Genomic DNA, 16,657 nt, shown 5'->3' with positions numbered 1-16,657 from the left:
ACAGCCCCGGTTGCCCTGCGCTCATCTCACCCGAAAACGAAAGAAGACCCCTCACGCACCCGCCAGAGCCCGGTTACCCTTGCTGCGTTTCCGCCCTGGGGGAGTTGGCCTGGATGGCGTCACGTGAGGAGCCGCTGAACACTCTACCGGACGGAAGGAGCAGCATCGAACCCATGAAGATCGCCATCGCAGGGGGACACGGCCAGATCGCCCTGATCCTCGAACGCCTGATCACCGACGCCGGTCACGACGCCATCGGCATCGTCCGGAACCCCGCGCACGTCTCCGACGTCGAGCAGACGGGTGCGCGAGCTCTCGTCGCCGACCTGGAGCAGCTCAGTGAGGAGGAACTGGCGCTCCGGCTCCGCGGGGTGGACGCGGTGGTGTTCGCCGCGGGCGCCGGGCCGAACAGCGGTGCCGAGCGGAAGCTCTCGGTGGATCGGGACGCCGCCGTGCTGCTCGCCGAGGCCGCGGTGCGTCTGGACATCGAGCGGTTCGTGATGATCTCGGCGATGGGTGCCGACGCCTACGATCCCGAACGTGCGAAGCTGCCCGCGCAGAACGAGGACGACGTGTTCCAGGTCTACCTCCGCGCGAAGGCCGAGGCGGACGCGAACGTCCGGATGCGCCGGTTCCAGTGGACGATCGTCCGCCCCGGCGCCCTCCTCGACACGCCACCGCAGGGCACGGTGACGGTCGGCAGCACGGTCCCCCGTGGGTCGATCCCCCGCGCGGACGTGGCGGCCGTGGTCCTGCACGCGCTGCTGGACGACTCGGCCGTGGGTCGGCAGTTCGAGGTCACCAGCGGCGACACGCCGATCCCGGCAGCGCTGCACGCGCTCGGCTGACGGACGGGCCCCGCTGTCGGGACTGGCCGGTGACGGACGGGAGGCCCACCACCGGACCGGTGGCGGGCCTCCCGTCCGTCAGGGCGTCACCCTGGACGCGACGCTGGTCAGAGCGCGGCGGCAGCCGACTGCCGTGCGATCTCGAGCTCCTCGTCGGTCGGGATCACGAGGACCGCGACGCGGGAGGCGTCCGTCGAGATGCGACGGGCTTCCTTCGAGTGCAGCTCGTTGCGGTCCGGGTCGATCTCGATGCCCAGGTGCTCGAGCCCGGCGAGCACGCGACGGCGGAGCAGCGCGTTGTTCTCCCCCACGCCCGCCGTGAACACGACGGCGTCGAGCCCGCCGAGCTGCGCGGTGTACGCGCCCACGTAGCGGCGGATCCGGTGGCGGTACACGGCGAGCGCCGCCTCTGCCGTCTCGTCGCCCTTCGTCGCGGCGTCCTGCACGTCCCGCATGTCGCCGCTGCCGGTGAGGCCGAGCAGGCCGGACTGCTTGTTGAGCATGGTGTCGAGGTCCTCGAAGGACAGGCCGGCCTCGCGGTGCAGGTGGATGAGGACGGCCGGGTCGAGGTCGCCGGAGCGGGTGCCCATCACGAGCCCCTCGAGCGGCGTGAGCCCCATCGACGTCTCGATCGACCTCCCGCCGTCGACGGCTGCGGCGGACGCGCCGTTGCCGAGGTGCAGGACGATCGTCTTCAGCTCGGACAGCGGCCGGTCGAGGAAGACCGCGGCCTGCTCGGACACGTACTTGTGGCTCGTGCCGTGCATGCCGTACCGGCGGATCTGGTACCGCTCGGCCAGGTCGGCGGGGATCGCGTAGGTGTACGCGTGCGGCGGCATCGTCTGGTGGAACGCGGTGTCGAAGACGGCGACGTTCGGGACGTCCGAGAACACCTGCTTCGCGGCCCGGATGCCCTCGAGGTTGGCCGGGTTGTGCAGCGGGGCCAGGCTGGACAGGTCGTCGATCTGCTGCTCGACCTCGTCGGTGACGACCGTGGCGGCGTCGAAGCGGGTGCCGCCGTGCACGACGCGGTGTCCGACGACCGCCGGGGGGTGCTCGTCGAAGGACGGCCCGACCTTGCCGAACGCGTCGATCATCGCCTGGAAACCCGCGGCGTGGTCCGGGACCTCGGCGCTGTCGTTCGACGACGTCTCCCCCGTCAGCACGTTCGTGTGCTTCCAGGACCCCTTGGACTCGCCGATCCGTTCGACGAGCCCGGACGCGAGGGTGCTCTCGTCGTCGAGTTCGATGAGCTGGTACTTGAACGAGCTCGAGCCGGAGTTGACGACGAGTGCTGCACTCACGAGGGGTCGCTTTCTGTTCGGGCGGTCGGGACGGCAGCGGTCGACGCTGCGGCGGTCGGCGCTGCGGCGGTCGGCGCTGCGGTGCCCGCCTGGATCGCGGTGATGGCGACGGTGTTCACGATGTCGCTGACCAGGGCACCGCGGGACAGGTCGTTGATCGGCTTGCGCAGCCCCTGCAGGACCGGCCCGATCGCGACCGCACCGGCCGAGCGCTGCACGGCCTTGTAGGTGTTGTTGCCGGTGTTGAGGTCGGGGAAGATGAACACGGTCGCCTGCCCCGCCACCGGGGACCCCGGCATCTTCGTGCTCGCGACCGTCGGGTCGGCGGCGGCGTCGTACTGGATCGGCCCCTCGACGGGTAGGTCGGGCCGGCGCTCGCGGACGAACGCGGTGCCGGCGCGGACCTTCTCGACGTCCGCCCCCGAACCGCTGTCGCCGGTCGAGTAGCTGAGCATCGCGACCCGCGGTTCGATGCCGAACTGGGTCGCGGTCTCGGCGGACGAGATCGCGATGTCGGCGAGCTGCTCGCTGGTGGGGTCCGGGATCACGGCGCAGTCGCCGTAGACCAGGACCCGGTCGGCCAGTGCCATCAGGAACACGCTCGACACGATGGAGGTGTCCGGCCGCGTCTTGATGATCTCGAACGACGGCCGGATGGTGTGCGCGGTGGTGTGCTTCGCGCCGGACACCATGCCGTCGGCCAAGCCGAGTTGCACCATGAGCGTGCCGAAGTACGACACGTCGGTGACGGTGTCGCGGGCGAGCTCGACGCTCATGCCCTTGTGGGCACGGAGGGCCGTGTACTCCTGCGCGAAGCGCTCCCGCAGGTCGGGGTCGAACGGGGAGAGCAGCTGCGCAGCGTCGAGGTCGAGCCCGAGCTCGGTCGCCCGTGCCCGGATGGCGGCCGGGTCGCCGAGGATCGTCAGGTCGCACACCTGCCGCTGCAGCAGTGTGGACGCTGCCCGGAGGATGCGGTCGTCGTCACCTTCGGGCAGGACGATGTGCTTCCGGTGCTCGCGCGCCCGGTCGATCAGGCCGTGCTCGAACATCAGCGGCGTCACCACTCCGGACGGCGTCAGCTGGAGTCGGGCGAGCAGCGCCTCGGCGTCCACGTGCCGTTCGAACAGTGCCAGCGCCAGCTCGGCCTTCCGGGGCGAGTCCGCGGCGAGGCGGCCGCGCGTCTGGGTGATGCGGAGCGCCGTGTCGTACGTGCCGAGGTCGCTCTGCGCGATCGGCAGGGAACTCGACAGCCCCTCGAGCAGGCGGGAGATCTGCGGCGCCGTCTCGAAGCCGCCGTTGAGGATGACACCAGCGATGCTCGGGAACGTCTCCGACTCGTTGGCGAGCAGCGTGGCGATGAGGACGTCGTTGCGGTCGCCGGGGACGACGACGATGCCGCCCTCGATGAGGCGCGGCAGGACGTTCTCCATGCTCATGCCGGCGACCACGGTGCCCAGGGCCTCCCGGTCCAACAGGGCGTCGTCACCGCGGACCAGGGTGGCCCCAGTCGCCGCCAGGAGCGCCCGGACGGTCGGGGCGACGAGGACAGCGTCCTCCGGGATCGCCCAGACCGGGGCGTCGGGGTGGTGGTCGTGCACCGCTGCGGTGACGCTCGCGACGATCGGGCCGAGGGCATCCGGGTCGGCACGGTTCACCACGACACCGAGGAGCTGGGCGTGCTCTGCGCGGAGTTCGCTCGTGGTGACGTCGGCGACCTGGGCCATGTCGTCCGCGGTGCGGGGCGCGCGCTCGGCCGAGTCACGACCGCCGAGCACCAGGAGCACCGGGGCCCCGAGGTTCGCGGCGACCTTCGCGTTGAAGGACAACTCGGTCGGGCTGCCGACGTCGGTGTAGTCCGAGCCGAGGACGACGACCGCGTCGCAGCGTCGCTCGACCTGGCCGAAGCGCGTGATGATGGTCGCCAGGGCCGCGTCCGGGTCGGCGTGCACGTCGTCGTAGGTCACCCCGACGGCGTCGTCGTACGGGATCTCGACGGCGGTGTGCTGGAGCAGGAGCTCGAGGACGTAGTCGGGTTCGGCGACGGACCGCGCGACCGGTCGGAAGACGCCGACGCGTCCGACGGTGCGGGCGAGCGTCTCGAGCACCCCGAGGGCGACGGTGCTCTTCCCGGTGTGTCCTTCTGCTGACGTGATGTAGATGCGGGTCGACACCCTCCCCAGGATAGACCTCGCGTCGACACGGACCTCCGGGGCACCCGTGAGCGGCGGCGGTCGCGGCCGGTGGTCGGACGGGTGGTCGGGCGCGTGGTCTCGACGGGCGGTCGGACGGGTGGTCGTGAGCACCCCTTCGGACCTGTACCATGGGGTGTCGTCACCGCGAGGTGGTGGCTCGGAGGATTCGCCTAGTGGCCTATGGCGCACGCTTGGAAAGCGTGTTGGGTGCAAGCCCTCGGGGGTTCGAATCCCCCATCCTCCGCAGAGCGAGACCGGAACCCCCGCAGCATCAGCTGCGGGGGTTCCGTCGTCTCGGCAGTGCCGTCGTCCGGTCAGTGCCGTGGTCCGGGCAGTGCCGTCGTCCAGGCCGCGGCACCGCTCCGCTCGCGCCGCTGATCCGGTCGCTTCCGTCCGGCCGGGAGGCCCGCCCACCGCTGGTCCCCCAGCCGACGGACCGCCACGCCCCCCGTCCGCTGGGCACCGTCCGCAAAGCGGCATCCGGCCTGTTCCGAGGGCCGTCTCTCCCCTATGCTGACCGGACCGAGCACGCCGGAGGGACCCGGTCGGCTCACCAGCATCGGACGGCACAGGCGCCGTCACGGGAACGGCGACGAGTCGTGCCCGGCGCGATCGTCGCTCGCGCAGTCGAGCCCCGGCATGCGGGGCCGGCTGTCGGGCGATCCGGCGCAGTTCGGGGACGAGGAGGCCTGCCGTGGGGGCAACGACGGCGCGAGCGACACCGCTCGACACCAGCACCGCAGACGTGGTCATCCGACCGCGCGCCGCCCTCGTGCGTTCGACGGCACTGAGCATGGGGTTCTCGGCCGTCCCGATCGCCGTCGCCGTCGTCTGGGTGGCCGTGCCGAACGGCCCCTGGCTCGTCGTCAGCGCGGTGGTCGGGATCTTCACCGTCGCCGTCCTCACCGTGTTCCTGCGCCTCCGGTCGTCGTTCGTGGCCGTCGACCCGGAGCGGGTCGCGATCCGAGGCGTCCTCAGCCCGCGGCGCTCCTGGTTCCGCTCGCAGGTGCACGAGGTGGTGCTGGCCGCCACCCACGGACCCGCGGTCGACCGCACCAGCCGGGAACTCGTGGCCTTCGACGCGAACGGCGACACCCTCTTCCGGATGCGCGGTGAGGTCTGGGGCGACGACGGCATCGACCGCCTGGTCGACACGCTCGACGTCCGCACCACCCAGCTCCCCCGACCGATGTCGACGCGGGAGTTCACCCGACGCTGGCCCGGCATCCGTGCCTGGTACGAGCAGCCCCGCGCGTACGTGTTCGTCGGGGGTGTGACCGCGCTCGCGGTCGCCGGTCTGCTGGTGGCCGAAGCCGTGGGCCTCGCGCGCCGCTGAACAGCACGGCGCCAGACGAACCGGTGTCGGACGAACCGGTGTCAGACGAACCGGTGTCAGACGAACCGGTGTCAGACGAACCGGTGTCAGACGAACCGGTGTCGGACGAACCGGTGTCGGATGAACCGGTGTCGGACGAACCGGTGTCAGATGAACCAGTCTCGGAGACCGCACGCGGCGTCGGAGGCAGGCGGAGCCTCCCGTCCAGGCGAAGCGCTGCCGCGAGCGCCCGCGCCGCCGTGCCACCCACCGTCGGACCCGGCGGACGCCCGGGTCAGTGCGTCAGCGCCGGCACGGTCCTCGGCCGCACCACGAACCACAGCACCAGGACCGCGACGGCCGCGGTGCACCCCATCACCAGCGCCATCGGCGTGGCGGTCGAGATGCCGAGCAGCCCCACGACCGGGGAGATGATCCCGGCCACGCCGAAGTTCAGGGCGCCGAGCAGCGAGGCGGCGGTCCCGGCTTCCTTGCCGTGGGACGCGAGTCCGATCACCTGCACGAGCGGGAACGAGAACCCGCAGGCGGCGATGTAGAACCACAGCGGGATGAGGACGCCGATGAGCCCGGCCCCGAGCTGGTCGAGGACGACGATGGCCACGGCCGCCAGGAACAGCGTCGCCGTAGAACAGGCCAGGATCCACTGCGGGCCGACCCGCTGCGCCAGCCGCGACGAGACCTGCACGCCCAGGACGACGCCGACCGAGTTCACCGCGAACAGCAGCCCGTACTGCTGCGGATCGAGCCCGAACACGCCCTGGAACAGGAACGGGGACGCGCTGAGGTACGAGAACAACCCGCTGAACACCATCGCACCGATCAGGGCGACGCCGACGAAGATCCGGTCCGAGAAGAGCGCCCGGTACCGCTGCCCGATGGTGGAGTGCCCGGCCTCCTGGCGACGCTCCTTCGGCAGGGTCTCGACGATGAGCAGGATCGACGCGATCACGACGGCGGTGCCGTAGCAGGCGAGGAACACGAAGATGCCGCGCCACGAGACGAACCGCAGCATCTGCGATCCGATGAGCGGCGCCAGGATCGGGGCCAGGCCGTTCACCATCGCCAGGCGCGAGAGCATCCGGACGAGCGGCTTGCCGCCGAACAGGTCGCGAACGGTCGCCATCGCGACGACACCGCCGGCCGCGGCCCCCATGCCCTGCAGCACGCGGAACACGGCGAGGACCTCGACGTTCGGCGCGAGGGCGGCGCAGATCGAGGCGGCGACGTGCACGCTGGTCGCGATGATGAGCGGCAGTCGACGGCCGACCTTGTCACTCCAGGGCCCGACGAGCAGCTGGCCGATCGCGAAGCCGATGGTCGTGGCCGTCAGGGTGAGCTGGACGGCTCCCTCGGAGATGCCGAGGTCACGCTCGAGCGACGGGAACGCCGGCAGGTACAGGTCGATGGTGAACGGCCCGAGCGCGGTGAGCGCGCCGAGCACGAAGACGTAGACCAGGCGCTGGGCACGGGTCAGGGAATCGCCGGGGTGCAGGATGGTCTTCTGGGAACCGGTGGTCGCGGGCGCGGACACGAGGGGATCCTCCGAGGGGGACGAGAGAGTGGGATCGGCCGCTCGAATCGATTCGGTCCGTTCCACCATGGTACGGGTTCGTCCGGACGGCGGACAAGCGTCGATCCGATGCTCCGCGCTCCTCGTACCGGCCCCGCGTGGTCCCACCGCGACGCCGCCGGGAGGCCCGCCCTCCGTCCTCGACGCCGGTGCGGCGGACGCGTGCTCGGGCCGGACGGTGCGGTACCGTCGGACTCCCGACCGCGCAACGTCGCGGGACAGATCGAGATGGGAGGAGCGTCATGGTCGACGCTCGGATCCTGCACACCACGGCCGCGCTCCGCGAAGCCGTCCTGCGCCTCGCCGCCGACCGTCCGGTCTCGCAGATCACGGTCGCCGACGTCACCCGTGCCGCCGGGATCAACCGCGCGACGTTCTACTCGCACGCCGTCTCCCCCGGCTCGTTGCTCGCCGACGTCCTGACCCCGGAACTCGACCGGATCCGCGAGGACGACGCCGTCGCCCGTCGGGTCGCCGTCGAGCACGGTGCCGGACCGGACGACCTCGCCGCCATCACCCGTCGCGGCATCGACGCCGTCGTCGACCACGTGACGGCACATCGCGCGATCTACGCGCTCGCGCTCCCCGACCCGGCGGACGCCTCGCTGCACCGCCTGCTCGTCGACCACTTCACGGTGTCGAGCACGATGCACATCCGAGAGCTCGACCCGCGTGCGAAGCCGGAGATCATCGACGAGGTCGCCGCGGGCTTCGTGGCGCAGGGCTTCGTCGGCGCCATCGAGGCGTGGCTCGGCGGCCCGCGGCGGTCGCGGAAGGCGCTGGTCGAGACGATCACCCGGTCGTTCCCGGCCTGGTGGAGCTGACGACCCCTACTCCGTCGACGGTTCCTCGCCACGCTGCAGCGACGTCACCATGTCCACAGCCCGGCTGACCAGCTGCGCGTCCGAGTCGCCGCCATCGACGCGGTAGTCCGAGGACACTCCGTCGTTGCCGCCGCCGGAGGACGGCAGCGCCCCGTCCAGCGCGACCACGACCACGCCCGCGTCGTGTGCGGTGCGGAGTTCGGTCCGGAGCGAGGACGGGTCCGCGGCGCGGACGAGCAGCGCCTTCGCCCCGGTCCGCACCAGGTCACGGACGGCCGAACGTTGGCGCGCGGCCTGATCGGCTCCCGCGACGCGGACGTCCGGCCGGAACCCGGCCTCGGTCAGTTCCTCGTGGAATCGGGTCGCGAGCGAGCGACCGTCCTCGGAGTCACCGGGTGTCGCCGCGTCGCCGGTCAGCACCACACCGATCACCGCGTTCTTCGCGAAACCGCCGTCGGAACTCGTCAGGTCGGTGCTCCGGACCGGGGTCGGTGCGGCCGTGGTCGTGCCCGTGCACCCGGCGAGCGCGACCGTCGTCGCCGTGAGTGCGACGGTCAGGACGGCAGCGGCGGTGCGGCGCACGGTTCCTCCTCGTTCCGGGTCTGCCACGCTACCCGCCCGGCCGCGGCGGCGGCGGGACCGCGCCGAGTCGTCGGACGGCGACGAGCCCCACGAGGGCGATCAGGGTCATCGCCACGAACACCAGTGTGAACGCGAGGGGCTCGTCCCGACCACCGGCGCCCGTGAACAGCAGCCCGGCCACCGCGAGCCCGACGACGCTCCCCGACGCATCCGCGATCGTCAGCGCTGAGCTCGCGAACCCGTCGTCGCCCTCGCGCGAGAACCGGAGCGTGAGCATCGAGGTCCGCGGGTAGGCGACTCCCATCCCCGCGCCGCCGACGAACCACCCGGCAACGAGCACCCAGGCGGGCAGGTCGAACAGCGCCACCGCGAGCGCCGACAGCAGGCTGACCAGGACCAGCCCGAGACCCGCGCCGAACGCACGGGCGGCGGGCAGCCGGCTCTCGCCGAGACGTCCGTGCGCCCAACTCGCCGACGCCCAGCTCAGTGCCGCCACGGTCAGGGCGAGTCCGGCAGCCGAGGCGCTCAGTCCGTGCTGCGCTTGGAGCAGGAACGGGACGTAGGCCTCGCTGCCGAAGAACCCGGCAGCCAGGACCCCGCGGAGCAGGACCACCGACGGCAGGCCGGGCCCGCCGGTGAAGGTGCCCCTGGGCAGCAGTGGGCGCAGCGCAGACCAGGCGCCGACGAGCCCGACCAGCACCGCGGCGACCCGGACCGGGACGGGCAGGTCCGGGGCCAGGTTGAGCAGCAGCACCGCGGCAGCGGCGGCGACCGACCACCCGATGCGCCCGCGGTGCCATGGCGGGCGGGCCTCCAGGACGGGTGGGTGCAGGCGGCGGAGCGTCGGAACCAGGCACGCGAACGCGACCACCGCGATGCCGAGGGCACCCGCGAAGACCCAGTGCCAACCGAACGCGTCGGTCACGATGCCCGCCAGCGCCGGACCGATCAGTGCCGGCACGACCCACGCGGCCGCGAACCCGGCGAACACCGCCCCGTGCAGTTCCGCGGGGAAGACCCGCGCGACCAGCACGTAGAGGACCACGTCGATCGCGCCCGCGCCGAAGCCCTCGACCAGACGCCCGGCGAGGAACACCGGCATCGTCGGGGCGAGCATCACGATGGCGGTGCCGAGCGCGAACAGCGCGGCGGACACCCATGCGACCACCCGGCCGCCCGCCCGGTCGGTCCAGTTGCCCGCCAGGACCATGCCCGGCACGCCGGCCGCGAGCGGTGCCGCGAAGCTCAGGGAGTACAGCGCCTCGCCGTCCAGGTCGGCGGCGATCACCGGCATGATCGTCGTCATCGCAAGGTTCTGGAACGCCGAGACCGCCACGATCGCGACCATGCCCACGGTGGCGACGAGGTGCCGGCGCTCGAAGAGGCTCGGCCGCGGCGCCGTCGTGGAGGTCACCCGTTCATCGTAGGACGGGGTCAGCGCTCGAGTGCCTGCTGCACGTCCGCGACGAGGTCACCGGCGTCCTCGATGCCGACCGACAGGCGGACGACGTTCTCCGGGACGGCGAGCTCGGTGCCCTTGACCGAGGCGTGCGTCATCTCGCTCGGGTACCCGATGAGCGACTCCACGCCGCCGAGCGACTCCGCCAGCGCGAACAACTCGGTCGACTCGGCGAACCGCTTCGCCGCCTCGGGGCCACCGGCGAGTGCCACCGACAGCATGCCGCCGAAGCCGCGCATCTGCTTGGCCGCGACGTCGTGTCCCGGGTGCTCCGGCAGGCCCGGGTAGTAGACGTGCTCGACGGCCGGGTGGGCGAGCAGCGCCTCGGCGACGGTCTGGGCGTTCGCGGAGTGCCGTTCCATGCGGACGCTGAGGGTCTTGATGCCCCGGATCGTCAGCCAGGCGTCGAACGGGGACGAGATCGCGCCGCCGCCGAACTGCACGAACTGCACCTTGTCCGCGAGCTCCTGGTCACGCAGCACGACAGCGCCGCCGACGACGTCCGAGTGCCCGCCGAGGTACTTCGTCGTCGAGTACACGACGACGTCGGCACCGAGCGACAGCGGCTGCTGCAGGGCCGGCGACGCGAAGGTGTTGTCGACGACGACGAGTGCACCGGCCTCGTGTCCGATGGCGGCGAGGGTCTCGATGTCCGCGATCTTCATGAGCGGGTTCGTCGGGGTCTCCACCCACAGCACGGTCTTCGCCGGGCTGTCGGCGAGCGCGGCACGGACACGGTCCGGCTCGCTCATCTCCACCGTGACGAGGTCGATGCCCCACGGCACGTGCAGGCGGTTCGCCAGGCGGTGGGTGCCGCCGTAGACGTCGTTGCCCATCACGATCCTGGCGCCCGGCTCCAGGTAGGCGCGGAGCAGGGCGTCCTCCCCCGCCAGGCCGGACGAGAACGAGTACGCCGCGACGCCGCCGTCCAGGTCGGCCAGCAGGGTCTGCAGCGAGTCCCGCGTCGGGTTGCCGGAGCGGGAGTACTCGTAGCCGCCCCGCAGCCCGCCGATGCCGTCCTGCACGTAGGTCGACGTCAGGTACAGGGGCGGGATGACGGCGCCGGTGGGGCCGTCGGGCTCCTGGCCGGCGTGGATGGCGCGGGTGCTGAACTCGGTCATGTCGTGGGTGCCCCTTCCTGGAGGCTCGGTGCGGTCTGGGTGGGGCGGTGCGGGTGGGCAGCGTGGTGCGGTGCTGCGGCCCTGCGGGCGGCTGTCGTGCGGGCTGCGGTCGTGCTTGCTGCTGTCGTGCGGGCTGCCGTCGTGCTTGCTGCCGTCATGCCGTCGCCGTCTGGGCGGCGTTCGCGGCGGCGGCCGTCACTCGGACAGGTAGGTGAGGAGGTCGTGGCGGGTGAGGACCGTGACCGGCTTGCCGTCGCCGACGACGAGCAGGGCGTCGGCCCCTTCGAGGGCGCGACGGGCTGCGGACACGGACTCGCCGATGCCGATCAGGGGCAGCGGGTCGCCGACGAACGGGGACAGAGCGTCGGCCATGGCCGCGGCTCCGGTGAAGACCTGCTCGAGCAGGGCCTTCTCCTCGATCGCGCCGACGACCTCGCCCATCACGACGGGAGGTTCGGCGCTGAGGACGGGCATCTGCGAGACGCCGTACTTCGTCATGATGTCGATCACGTCGCGGATGGTGTCTGACGGGTGCGCGTGCACGAGATCGGGCAGGCGGCCGTCCTTGCCGGCGATCAGGTCCCCCACGGAGCGCTCGTCGTCGGTCTCCGCGAAACCGTAGGACCGCATCCACCGGTCGTTGAAGATCTTGCCGAGGTAGCCGCGTCCCCCGTCGGGCAGCAGGACCACGACGACGTCGTCCTCGGACAGCGACTCGGCGGCACGGAGCGCGGCGACCACGGCCATGCCACTCGACCCGCCGACGAGCAGTCCCTCTTCACGGGCGAGGCGCCGCGTCATGGCGAACGAGTCGGCGTCCGAGACGGCGATGATCTCGTCCGGCACGCCGGCGTCGTACGCGGGCGGCCAGAAGTCCTCGCCGACGCCCTCGACGAGGTACGGACGGCCGGTGCCGCCGGAGTAGACGGAGCCCTCGGGGTCGGCGCCGACGATCCGGACGCGTCCGTCGGAGGCTTCCTTGAGGAACCGACCGGTGCCGGAGATCGTGCCACCGGTACCGACACCCGCGACGAAGTGGGTGAGCTGCCCTTCGGTGTCGCGCCAGATCTCGGGACCCGTGGTCTCGTAGTGGCTGCGGGGGCCGTTCGGGTTGGCGTACTGGTTCGGCTTGTAGGCGCCGGGGATCTCGCGCACCAGGCGATCGGACACGGAGTAGTAGGACTCCGGGTCCTCGGGAGCGACGGCGGTCGGGGTGACGACGATCTCGGCGCCGTAGGCGGTCAGGACGTTCCGCTTGTCCTCGCCGACCTTGTCGGGGAGCACGAACACGCAGCGGTACCCGCGCTGCTGGGCGACCAGGGCGAGGCCGACACCGGTGTTGCCCGAGGTCGGTTCGACGATCGTGCCGCCGGGGCGCAGGTCACCGGACGCTTCGGCAGCGTCGATGATCCGCGTCGCGATGCGGTCCTTCGCGGAGCCGCCCGGGTTGAAGTACTCGACCTTGACCAGGACGGTCGCCCGGAGCCCGGCGGTGACCCGGTTCAGCTTGACCAGCGGGGTGTCGCCGACGAGGTCGACGACGGAGTTCGCGTAACGCACCCGACGAGTCTAGGCGGGCGGTTCCGCTGTGCGTCCTCCGGCGACGGATGCTCAGCCAGGGCACACCTGGCGCCGCTCCGATCGGGCACCGGTGGTCGGCCGCGGTCTGCCGCCGGTCTGCACGCCAGGTGGGCCGCCGGTCAGCCGCCGCGTCAGCTCCGGGCGGTCACGACCGGGTCGCTCTGCTGCTCGTGCAGCGTCGAGTACGTGCCACCGAGCGCGAGGAGTTCGTCGTGCGTCCCCTGCTCGATGATCTGGCCGTGGTCGAGGACGAAGACGACGTCGGCATCACGGATGGTCGACAGCCGGTGCGCGATCGAGATGGTCGTCCGCCCGCGGGCCGCGGTGTCCAGCGCCGCCTGTACGACACGCTCCGAGATCGAGTCGAGCGCACTCGTCGCCTCGTCGAGCACGAGGACCGGCGGGTCCTTGAGCAGCACCCGGGCGATCGCGATCCGCTGCTTCTCGCCGCCGGAGAGCCGGTACCCCCGCTCCCCGACGATCGTGTCGTAGCCGTCCGGGAACGACGCGATCGTCTCGTGGATGTTCGCCGCCCGCGCCGCACGCTCCAGCTCGGCGTCCGTCGCGTCGGGCTTGGCGTACCGCAGGTTGTCGCCGATCGACGAGTGGAACAGGTAGGTCTCCTGGCTGACGATGCCGATGTGCGCCATGAGGTCCTCGTGCACGATGTCGCGGACGTCCTGCCCGGCGAACCGGACGGAGCCCGCCGTCGCCTCGTACAGCCGCGGGACCAGGTACGAGATCGTGGTCTTGCCCGCGCCCGAGGGTCCGACGAAGGCCGCGAACTGCCCCGGCTGCAACTCGAACGAGACGCCGCGCAGGGTCGGCTTGTCCGGCTCGCCGTCCGGGTAGGCGAACGAGACGTCGTCGAAGGCCACGTGCCCGACCCGACGCTCGTCGACGGGCTTCGCCGTGGGGGCGTCCGTGATCGCGGGCTCGAGGTCGAAGTACTCGAAGATGCGGGCGAACAGCGCGCCGGAGGTCTGCAGGTCGAGGACGACCCGGAGCAGGCCGACCGTCGGGAACAGCAGCCGGGACTGCACGGTCGTGAACGCCACGATCGTGCCGGCGGTGATCGGGATGCCGCCTTCGATGAGGTACGCGGCCACCAGGTAGATCACCGCGGGGATGATGGACAGGAAGATCTGCACGATCGCGAAGAACCACTGACCGGACATCTGCTGGCGGACCTGCAGCCCGATCTGGTTGCGGTTCTCGTCGCCGTAGCGGTGGATCTCGCTGCGCTGCTGGTTGAAGCTCTTCGCGAGCAGGATCCCCGACACGCTCAGGGTCTCCTGCGTGATCGTCGTCATGTCCGACAGCGACTCCTGGGTCTGCGCGGCGATGCGTGCGCGGACCTTGCCCACCTTGCGCTGCGCGATCACGAGCAGCGGGAGGAGCACAACGGCCACGAGGGTCATCTGCCAACTCAGCAGCAACATCGCGACGACGGCCGCGATGACCGTGACGGTGTTGCCGAGCACCGACGAGATCGTGTTGTTCAGCACGCTCGCGACGCCGCCGACGTCGTTCTGCAACCGGCTCTGGATCACGCCGGTCTTGGTCCGGGTGAAGAACGCCAGCTCCATGCGCTGCAGGTGCCCGAACAGCCGCATCCGCATGGCGCCCATGACCCTGTTGCCGACCGTCGCGGTCAGGTAGGTCTGCCAGACGCCGATGCCGGCGCTGAGGATCCACAGCCCGATCATGCCGCCGACCAGTTCGGCGAGGACCGGCACGTCCGGACGTCCGCCGGGCGGGAACAACCCGCGGTCGAAGGCCTGCTGGGTCAGGAGGGGCGGGATCACCGAGACCGCGGCCCCGACGAGGACGAGGACGACGGTCAGGCTGATCGAGCGACGGTGCGGGACGAAGAGCGCCGCGATGCGCCGGAGCAGGTGCGGGATCCGGGGCGCTTCCGCGTTCGCGGCACGCTGCGCGTCCGGGTCCCCACTGGAGATCCGGCTGCGGCCGTGCCCGCCGCCCGGCCCACCACCACGCATCCCGCCGCCACCGGCGACGGCGCCCATCTGACTCATCGACACCCTCTCCACGCCTCGCGGCGTCGTCCTCGCATGAATGTACGCCCGCCCACCGACCCGGCCCGACGCGTTCGCCGACGGCTGTGGACGGAGGTGATCCGGGCCTCCCGCGTGGAGGACCGGACGCGTCCGGTTTGGACCCCGTCCGGGGGCCGTGGGACGATGACCCGTCCCCCGCCAGCGCTCCCGTGAGGTCCCATGTCGTCCGCGCCGTCACTCGCCCGTCAGCTCCTCCGGCGGAAGCCCGTGGAGCAGCTCCGCGCAGAGGCGGCGGAGGGGGTCGACGGACAGCCGCTCCGCCGGACCCTGGGGGTGTGGCACCTGACCATGATCAGCGTCGGCGCGACCCTCGGCACCGGCATCCTGGTCGTCCTCGGCACCGCCGTGCCACTCGCCGGGCCCGCCGTCTGGATCTCCTTCGTCCTCGCCGGCGTCGCTGCGCTGCTCTCGGCACTGTCCTACGCGGAGATGGCCGGTGCCGTCCCCACCTCCGGGTCGAGCTACTCCTACACGTACGCGACGATGGGCGAGGGCATCGCCTGGGTCTGCGGGTGGTGCCTGGTCCTCGAGTACGCGGTGTCCGTCGCCGCCGTCGCCGTCGGTGCCAGCGAGTACGTCGACGAGACCCTGCGCGTCTTCGGACTGCACCTGCCGACCGCGCTGTCCGCGCCTCCGGGTGACGGCGGGGTGGTCAACCTGCCGGCGGCCGCGCTCGTCCTCGTCGCGATGCTGATCCTGCTGCCCGGGGCGAAGGAGAGCGCCTGGGTGAACACGCTGATGGTGCTCGTGAAGATCGCGCTGCTGGTGTTCTTCGTCATCGTGGCGTTCTCGGCGTTCCGGGTCGGGAACTTCGAACCGCTCGCCCCGATGGGCGCGGCGGGCGTCAGCGCGGCGGCCTCTCGGCTGTTCTTCTCGTACATCGGGTTCGACGCCGCATCAACCGCCGGCGAAGAGGCGAAGGACCCCCGCCGCGACCTGCCGCGCGCCATCATCGGGTCGATCGCGCTCATCACCGCGCTGTACATCCTGGTGGCCGTCGCGGCGATCGGCGCGCGGTCGTGGACGTCGTTCTCGGCCGACGAGGCCTCACTCGTCCGCATCGTCGTCGACGTCACCGGGCTGCCCGTCGTCGCGCTCGTGTTCTCGGTCGGTGCCGTCATCGCGATCGCCAGTGTCGTCCTCACCGTGCTCTACGGCCAGACCCGCATCCTGCTCACCATGGCGCGTGACGGTCTCGTGCCGAAGGTGTTCGGCCGGGTGTCCCCGCGCACCGGGACCCCGATCGCGAACACGCTCATCGTCGGCATCGTGGTCACGATCGTGTCGGCGCTCCTCCCCCTCGGGGAGCTCGCCGACGCGACCAGCATCGGCACCCTCATCGCGTTCGCCCTCGTGAACGTCTCGGTGATCGTGCTCCGTCGGACCCAGCCGGACCTGGAACGGTCGTACCGCGTGCCGTTCTTCCCCGTGGTGCCGGTGCTCGGAGTCCTGTTCTGCCTGTTCCTGGCGGTGACACTGGGCTCGGGGACGTGGATCGCGTTCGGCATCTGGATGGTCGCCGGCGCCGTGCTCTACGTGGCCTACGGCCGCCGCCACAGCACGCTCGCGTAGCGGCCCTGGCCCGCGGCCGCCCTGGCCCGAGTTTCGCGCCCAGCGACACCACTCGCGCTCAGGAGCCCGAACGGTGTCGCTGGGCGCGAAACGTACTCGTCCTCCACAGTGGCGCCACCACGGGCCGCCGTCCACAGCGCGAGCATGGCGAGACCGACGGAGCGATCCGGAACCACACGATGGGCCA

12 protein-coding genes, 1 tRNA gene and 1 other RNA gene are annotated in these 16,657 nt (G+C 71.5%); 5 read left to right on the top strand and 9 right to left on the bottom strand.

Annotated features, from left to right (window positions below; translation table 11 throughout):
- Positions 1 to 39: 39 nt before the first annotated feature.
- Positions 40 to 136, bottom strand: an RNA gene (ffs, locus tag DEI89_RS03575) — signal recognition particle sRNA small type.
- 37 nt (positions 137 to 173) lie between these two features.
- Here ffs and DEI89_RS03570 point away from each other — a divergent pair.
- Positions 174 to 848: an SDR family oxidoreductase gene (locus tag DEI89_RS03570; RefSeq protein ID WP_110902663.1), complete on the top strand. Its 675-nt coding sequence runs from the start codon at positions 174 to 176 to the stop codon at positions 846 to 848.
- Between the two features lie 107 nt (positions 849 to 955).
- Here DEI89_RS03570 and DEI89_RS03565 read toward each other — a convergent pair whose 3' ends face one another.
- Complete coding sequence (locus tag DEI89_RS03565; protein WP_110902662.1) at positions 956 to 2,152, bottom strand: acetate/propionate family kinase; 1,197 nt, start codon at positions 2,150 to 2,152, stop codon at positions 956 to 958.
- A complete protein-coding gene (gene pta, locus DEI89_RS03560; protein WP_110902763.1) occupies positions 2,149 to 4,323 on the bottom strand; it encodes a phosphate acetyltransferase in 2,175 nt (724 codons plus the stop codon). Before pta ends, DEI89_RS03565 begins: the two co-directional genes overlap by 4 nt.
- Positions 4,324 to 4,503: 180 nt before the next feature.
- Between pta and DEI89_RS03555 the strand changes: the two genes are divergently transcribed.
- Together DEI89_RS03555 and DEI89_RS03550 are read left to right on the top strand one after the other, a co-directional pair.
- Positions 4,504 to 4,588: transfer RNA gene (locus DEI89_RS03555), tRNA-Ser, on the top strand.
- A gap of 450 nt (positions 4,589 to 5,038) precedes the next feature.
- Positions 5,039 to 5,680: a hypothetical protein gene (locus DEI89_RS03550; RefSeq protein WP_110902661.1), complete on the top strand. Its 642-nt coding sequence runs from the start codon at positions 5,039 to 5,041 to the stop codon at positions 5,678 to 5,680.
- Between the two features lie 274 nt (positions 5,681 to 5,954).
- Here DEI89_RS03550 and DEI89_RS03540 read toward each other — a convergent pair whose 3' ends face one another.
- Positions 5,955 to 7,211 (bottom strand): multidrug effflux MFS transporter, encoded by a 1,257-nt coding sequence (locus DEI89_RS03540; protein ID WP_258366449.1) that lies wholly within the window; start codon positions 7,209 to 7,211, stop codon positions 5,955 to 5,957.
- A 281-nt stretch (positions 7,212 to 7,492) separates the two neighbouring features.
- Between DEI89_RS03540 and DEI89_RS03535 the strand changes: the two genes are divergently transcribed.
- On the top strand, positions 7,493 to 8,074 hold the full coding sequence (locus tag DEI89_RS03535; protein ID WP_110902659.1) for a TetR/AcrR family transcriptional regulator: 582 nt from the start codon (positions 7,493 to 7,495) through the stop codon (positions 8,072 to 8,074).
- A gap of 6 nt (positions 8,075 to 8,080) precedes the next feature.
- On the opposite strand, the gene DEI89_RS03530 is transcribed toward DEI89_RS03535, so the two are convergent.
- From DEI89_RS03530 to DEI89_RS03510, 5 genes are all read right to left on the bottom strand, one after another.
- Positions 8,081 to 8,656, bottom strand: coding sequence for a substrate-binding domain-containing protein (locus DEI89_RS03530; RefSeq protein WP_181421473.1), 576 nt, complete (start codon positions 8,654 to 8,656; stop codon positions 8,081 to 8,083).
- Between the two features lie 28 nt (positions 8,657 to 8,684).
- Complete coding sequence (locus tag DEI89_RS03525) at positions 8,685 to 10,070, bottom strand: MFS transporter (protein ID WP_110902657.1); 1,386 nt, start codon at positions 10,068 to 10,070, stop codon at positions 8,685 to 8,687.
- A 20-nt stretch (positions 10,071 to 10,090) separates the two neighbouring features.
- Complete coding sequence (locus DEI89_RS03520; RefSeq protein ID WP_110902656.1) at positions 10,091 to 11,236, bottom strand: cystathionine gamma-synthase; 1,146 nt, start codon at positions 11,234 to 11,236, stop codon at positions 10,091 to 10,093.
- 195 nt (positions 11,237 to 11,431) lie between these two features.
- Entirely contained in the window at positions 11,432 to 12,796 is a 1,365-nt protein-coding gene (locus tag DEI89_RS03515; RefSeq protein WP_110902655.1) for a cystathionine beta-synthase, read from the bottom strand.
- A 152-nt stretch (positions 12,797 to 12,948) separates the two neighbouring features.
- Positions 12,949 to 14,847, bottom strand: a complete 1,899-nt coding sequence (locus tag DEI89_RS03510) for an ABC transporter ATP-binding protein (RefSeq protein WP_110902654.1) — start codon at positions 14,845 to 14,847, stop codon at positions 12,949 to 12,951.
- Between the two features lie 210 nt (positions 14,848 to 15,057).
- On the opposite strand from DEI89_RS03510, the gene DEI89_RS03505 reads away from it, so the two are divergent.
- A complete protein-coding gene (locus tag DEI89_RS03505; protein ID WP_110902653.1) occupies positions 15,058 to 16,470 on the top strand; it encodes an APC family permease in 1,413 nt (470 codons plus the stop codon).
- Positions 16,471 to 16,657 lie beyond the last annotated feature (187 nt).

It is taken from the genome of Curtobacterium sp. MCBD17_030, from assembly GCF_003224255.1.
Taxonomy (GTDB): Bacteria; Actinomycetota; Actinomycetes; order Actinomycetales; family Microbacteriaceae; genus Curtobacterium.
This window is presented reverse-complemented; position numbering and strand designations above follow the sequence as displayed.

What these genes read in the sequence shown, in the direction of transcription:
- DEI89_RS03570 (WP_110902663.1), top strand. Translation starts at nt 174, where the DNA reads ATGAAGATCGCCATCGCAGGGGGACACGGCCAGATCGCCCTGATCCTC.
- DEI89_RS03510 (WP_110902654.1), bottom strand. Translation starts at nt 14,847, where the DNA reads ATGGGCGCCGTCGCCGGTGGCGGCGGGATGCGTGGTGGTGGGCCGGGC.
- DEI89_RS03535 (WP_110902659.1), top strand. Translation starts at nt 7,493, where the DNA reads ATGGTCGACGCTCGGATCCTGCACACCACGGCCGCGCTCCGCGAAGCC.
- DEI89_RS03505 (WP_110902653.1), top strand. Translation starts at nt 15,058, where the DNA reads ATGTCGTCCGCGCCGTCACTCGCCCGTCAGCTCCTCCGGCGGAAGCCC.
- DEI89_RS03520 (WP_110902656.1), bottom strand. Translation starts at nt 11,236, where the DNA reads ATGACCGAGTTCAGCACCCGCGCCATCCACGCCGGCCAGGAGCCCGAC.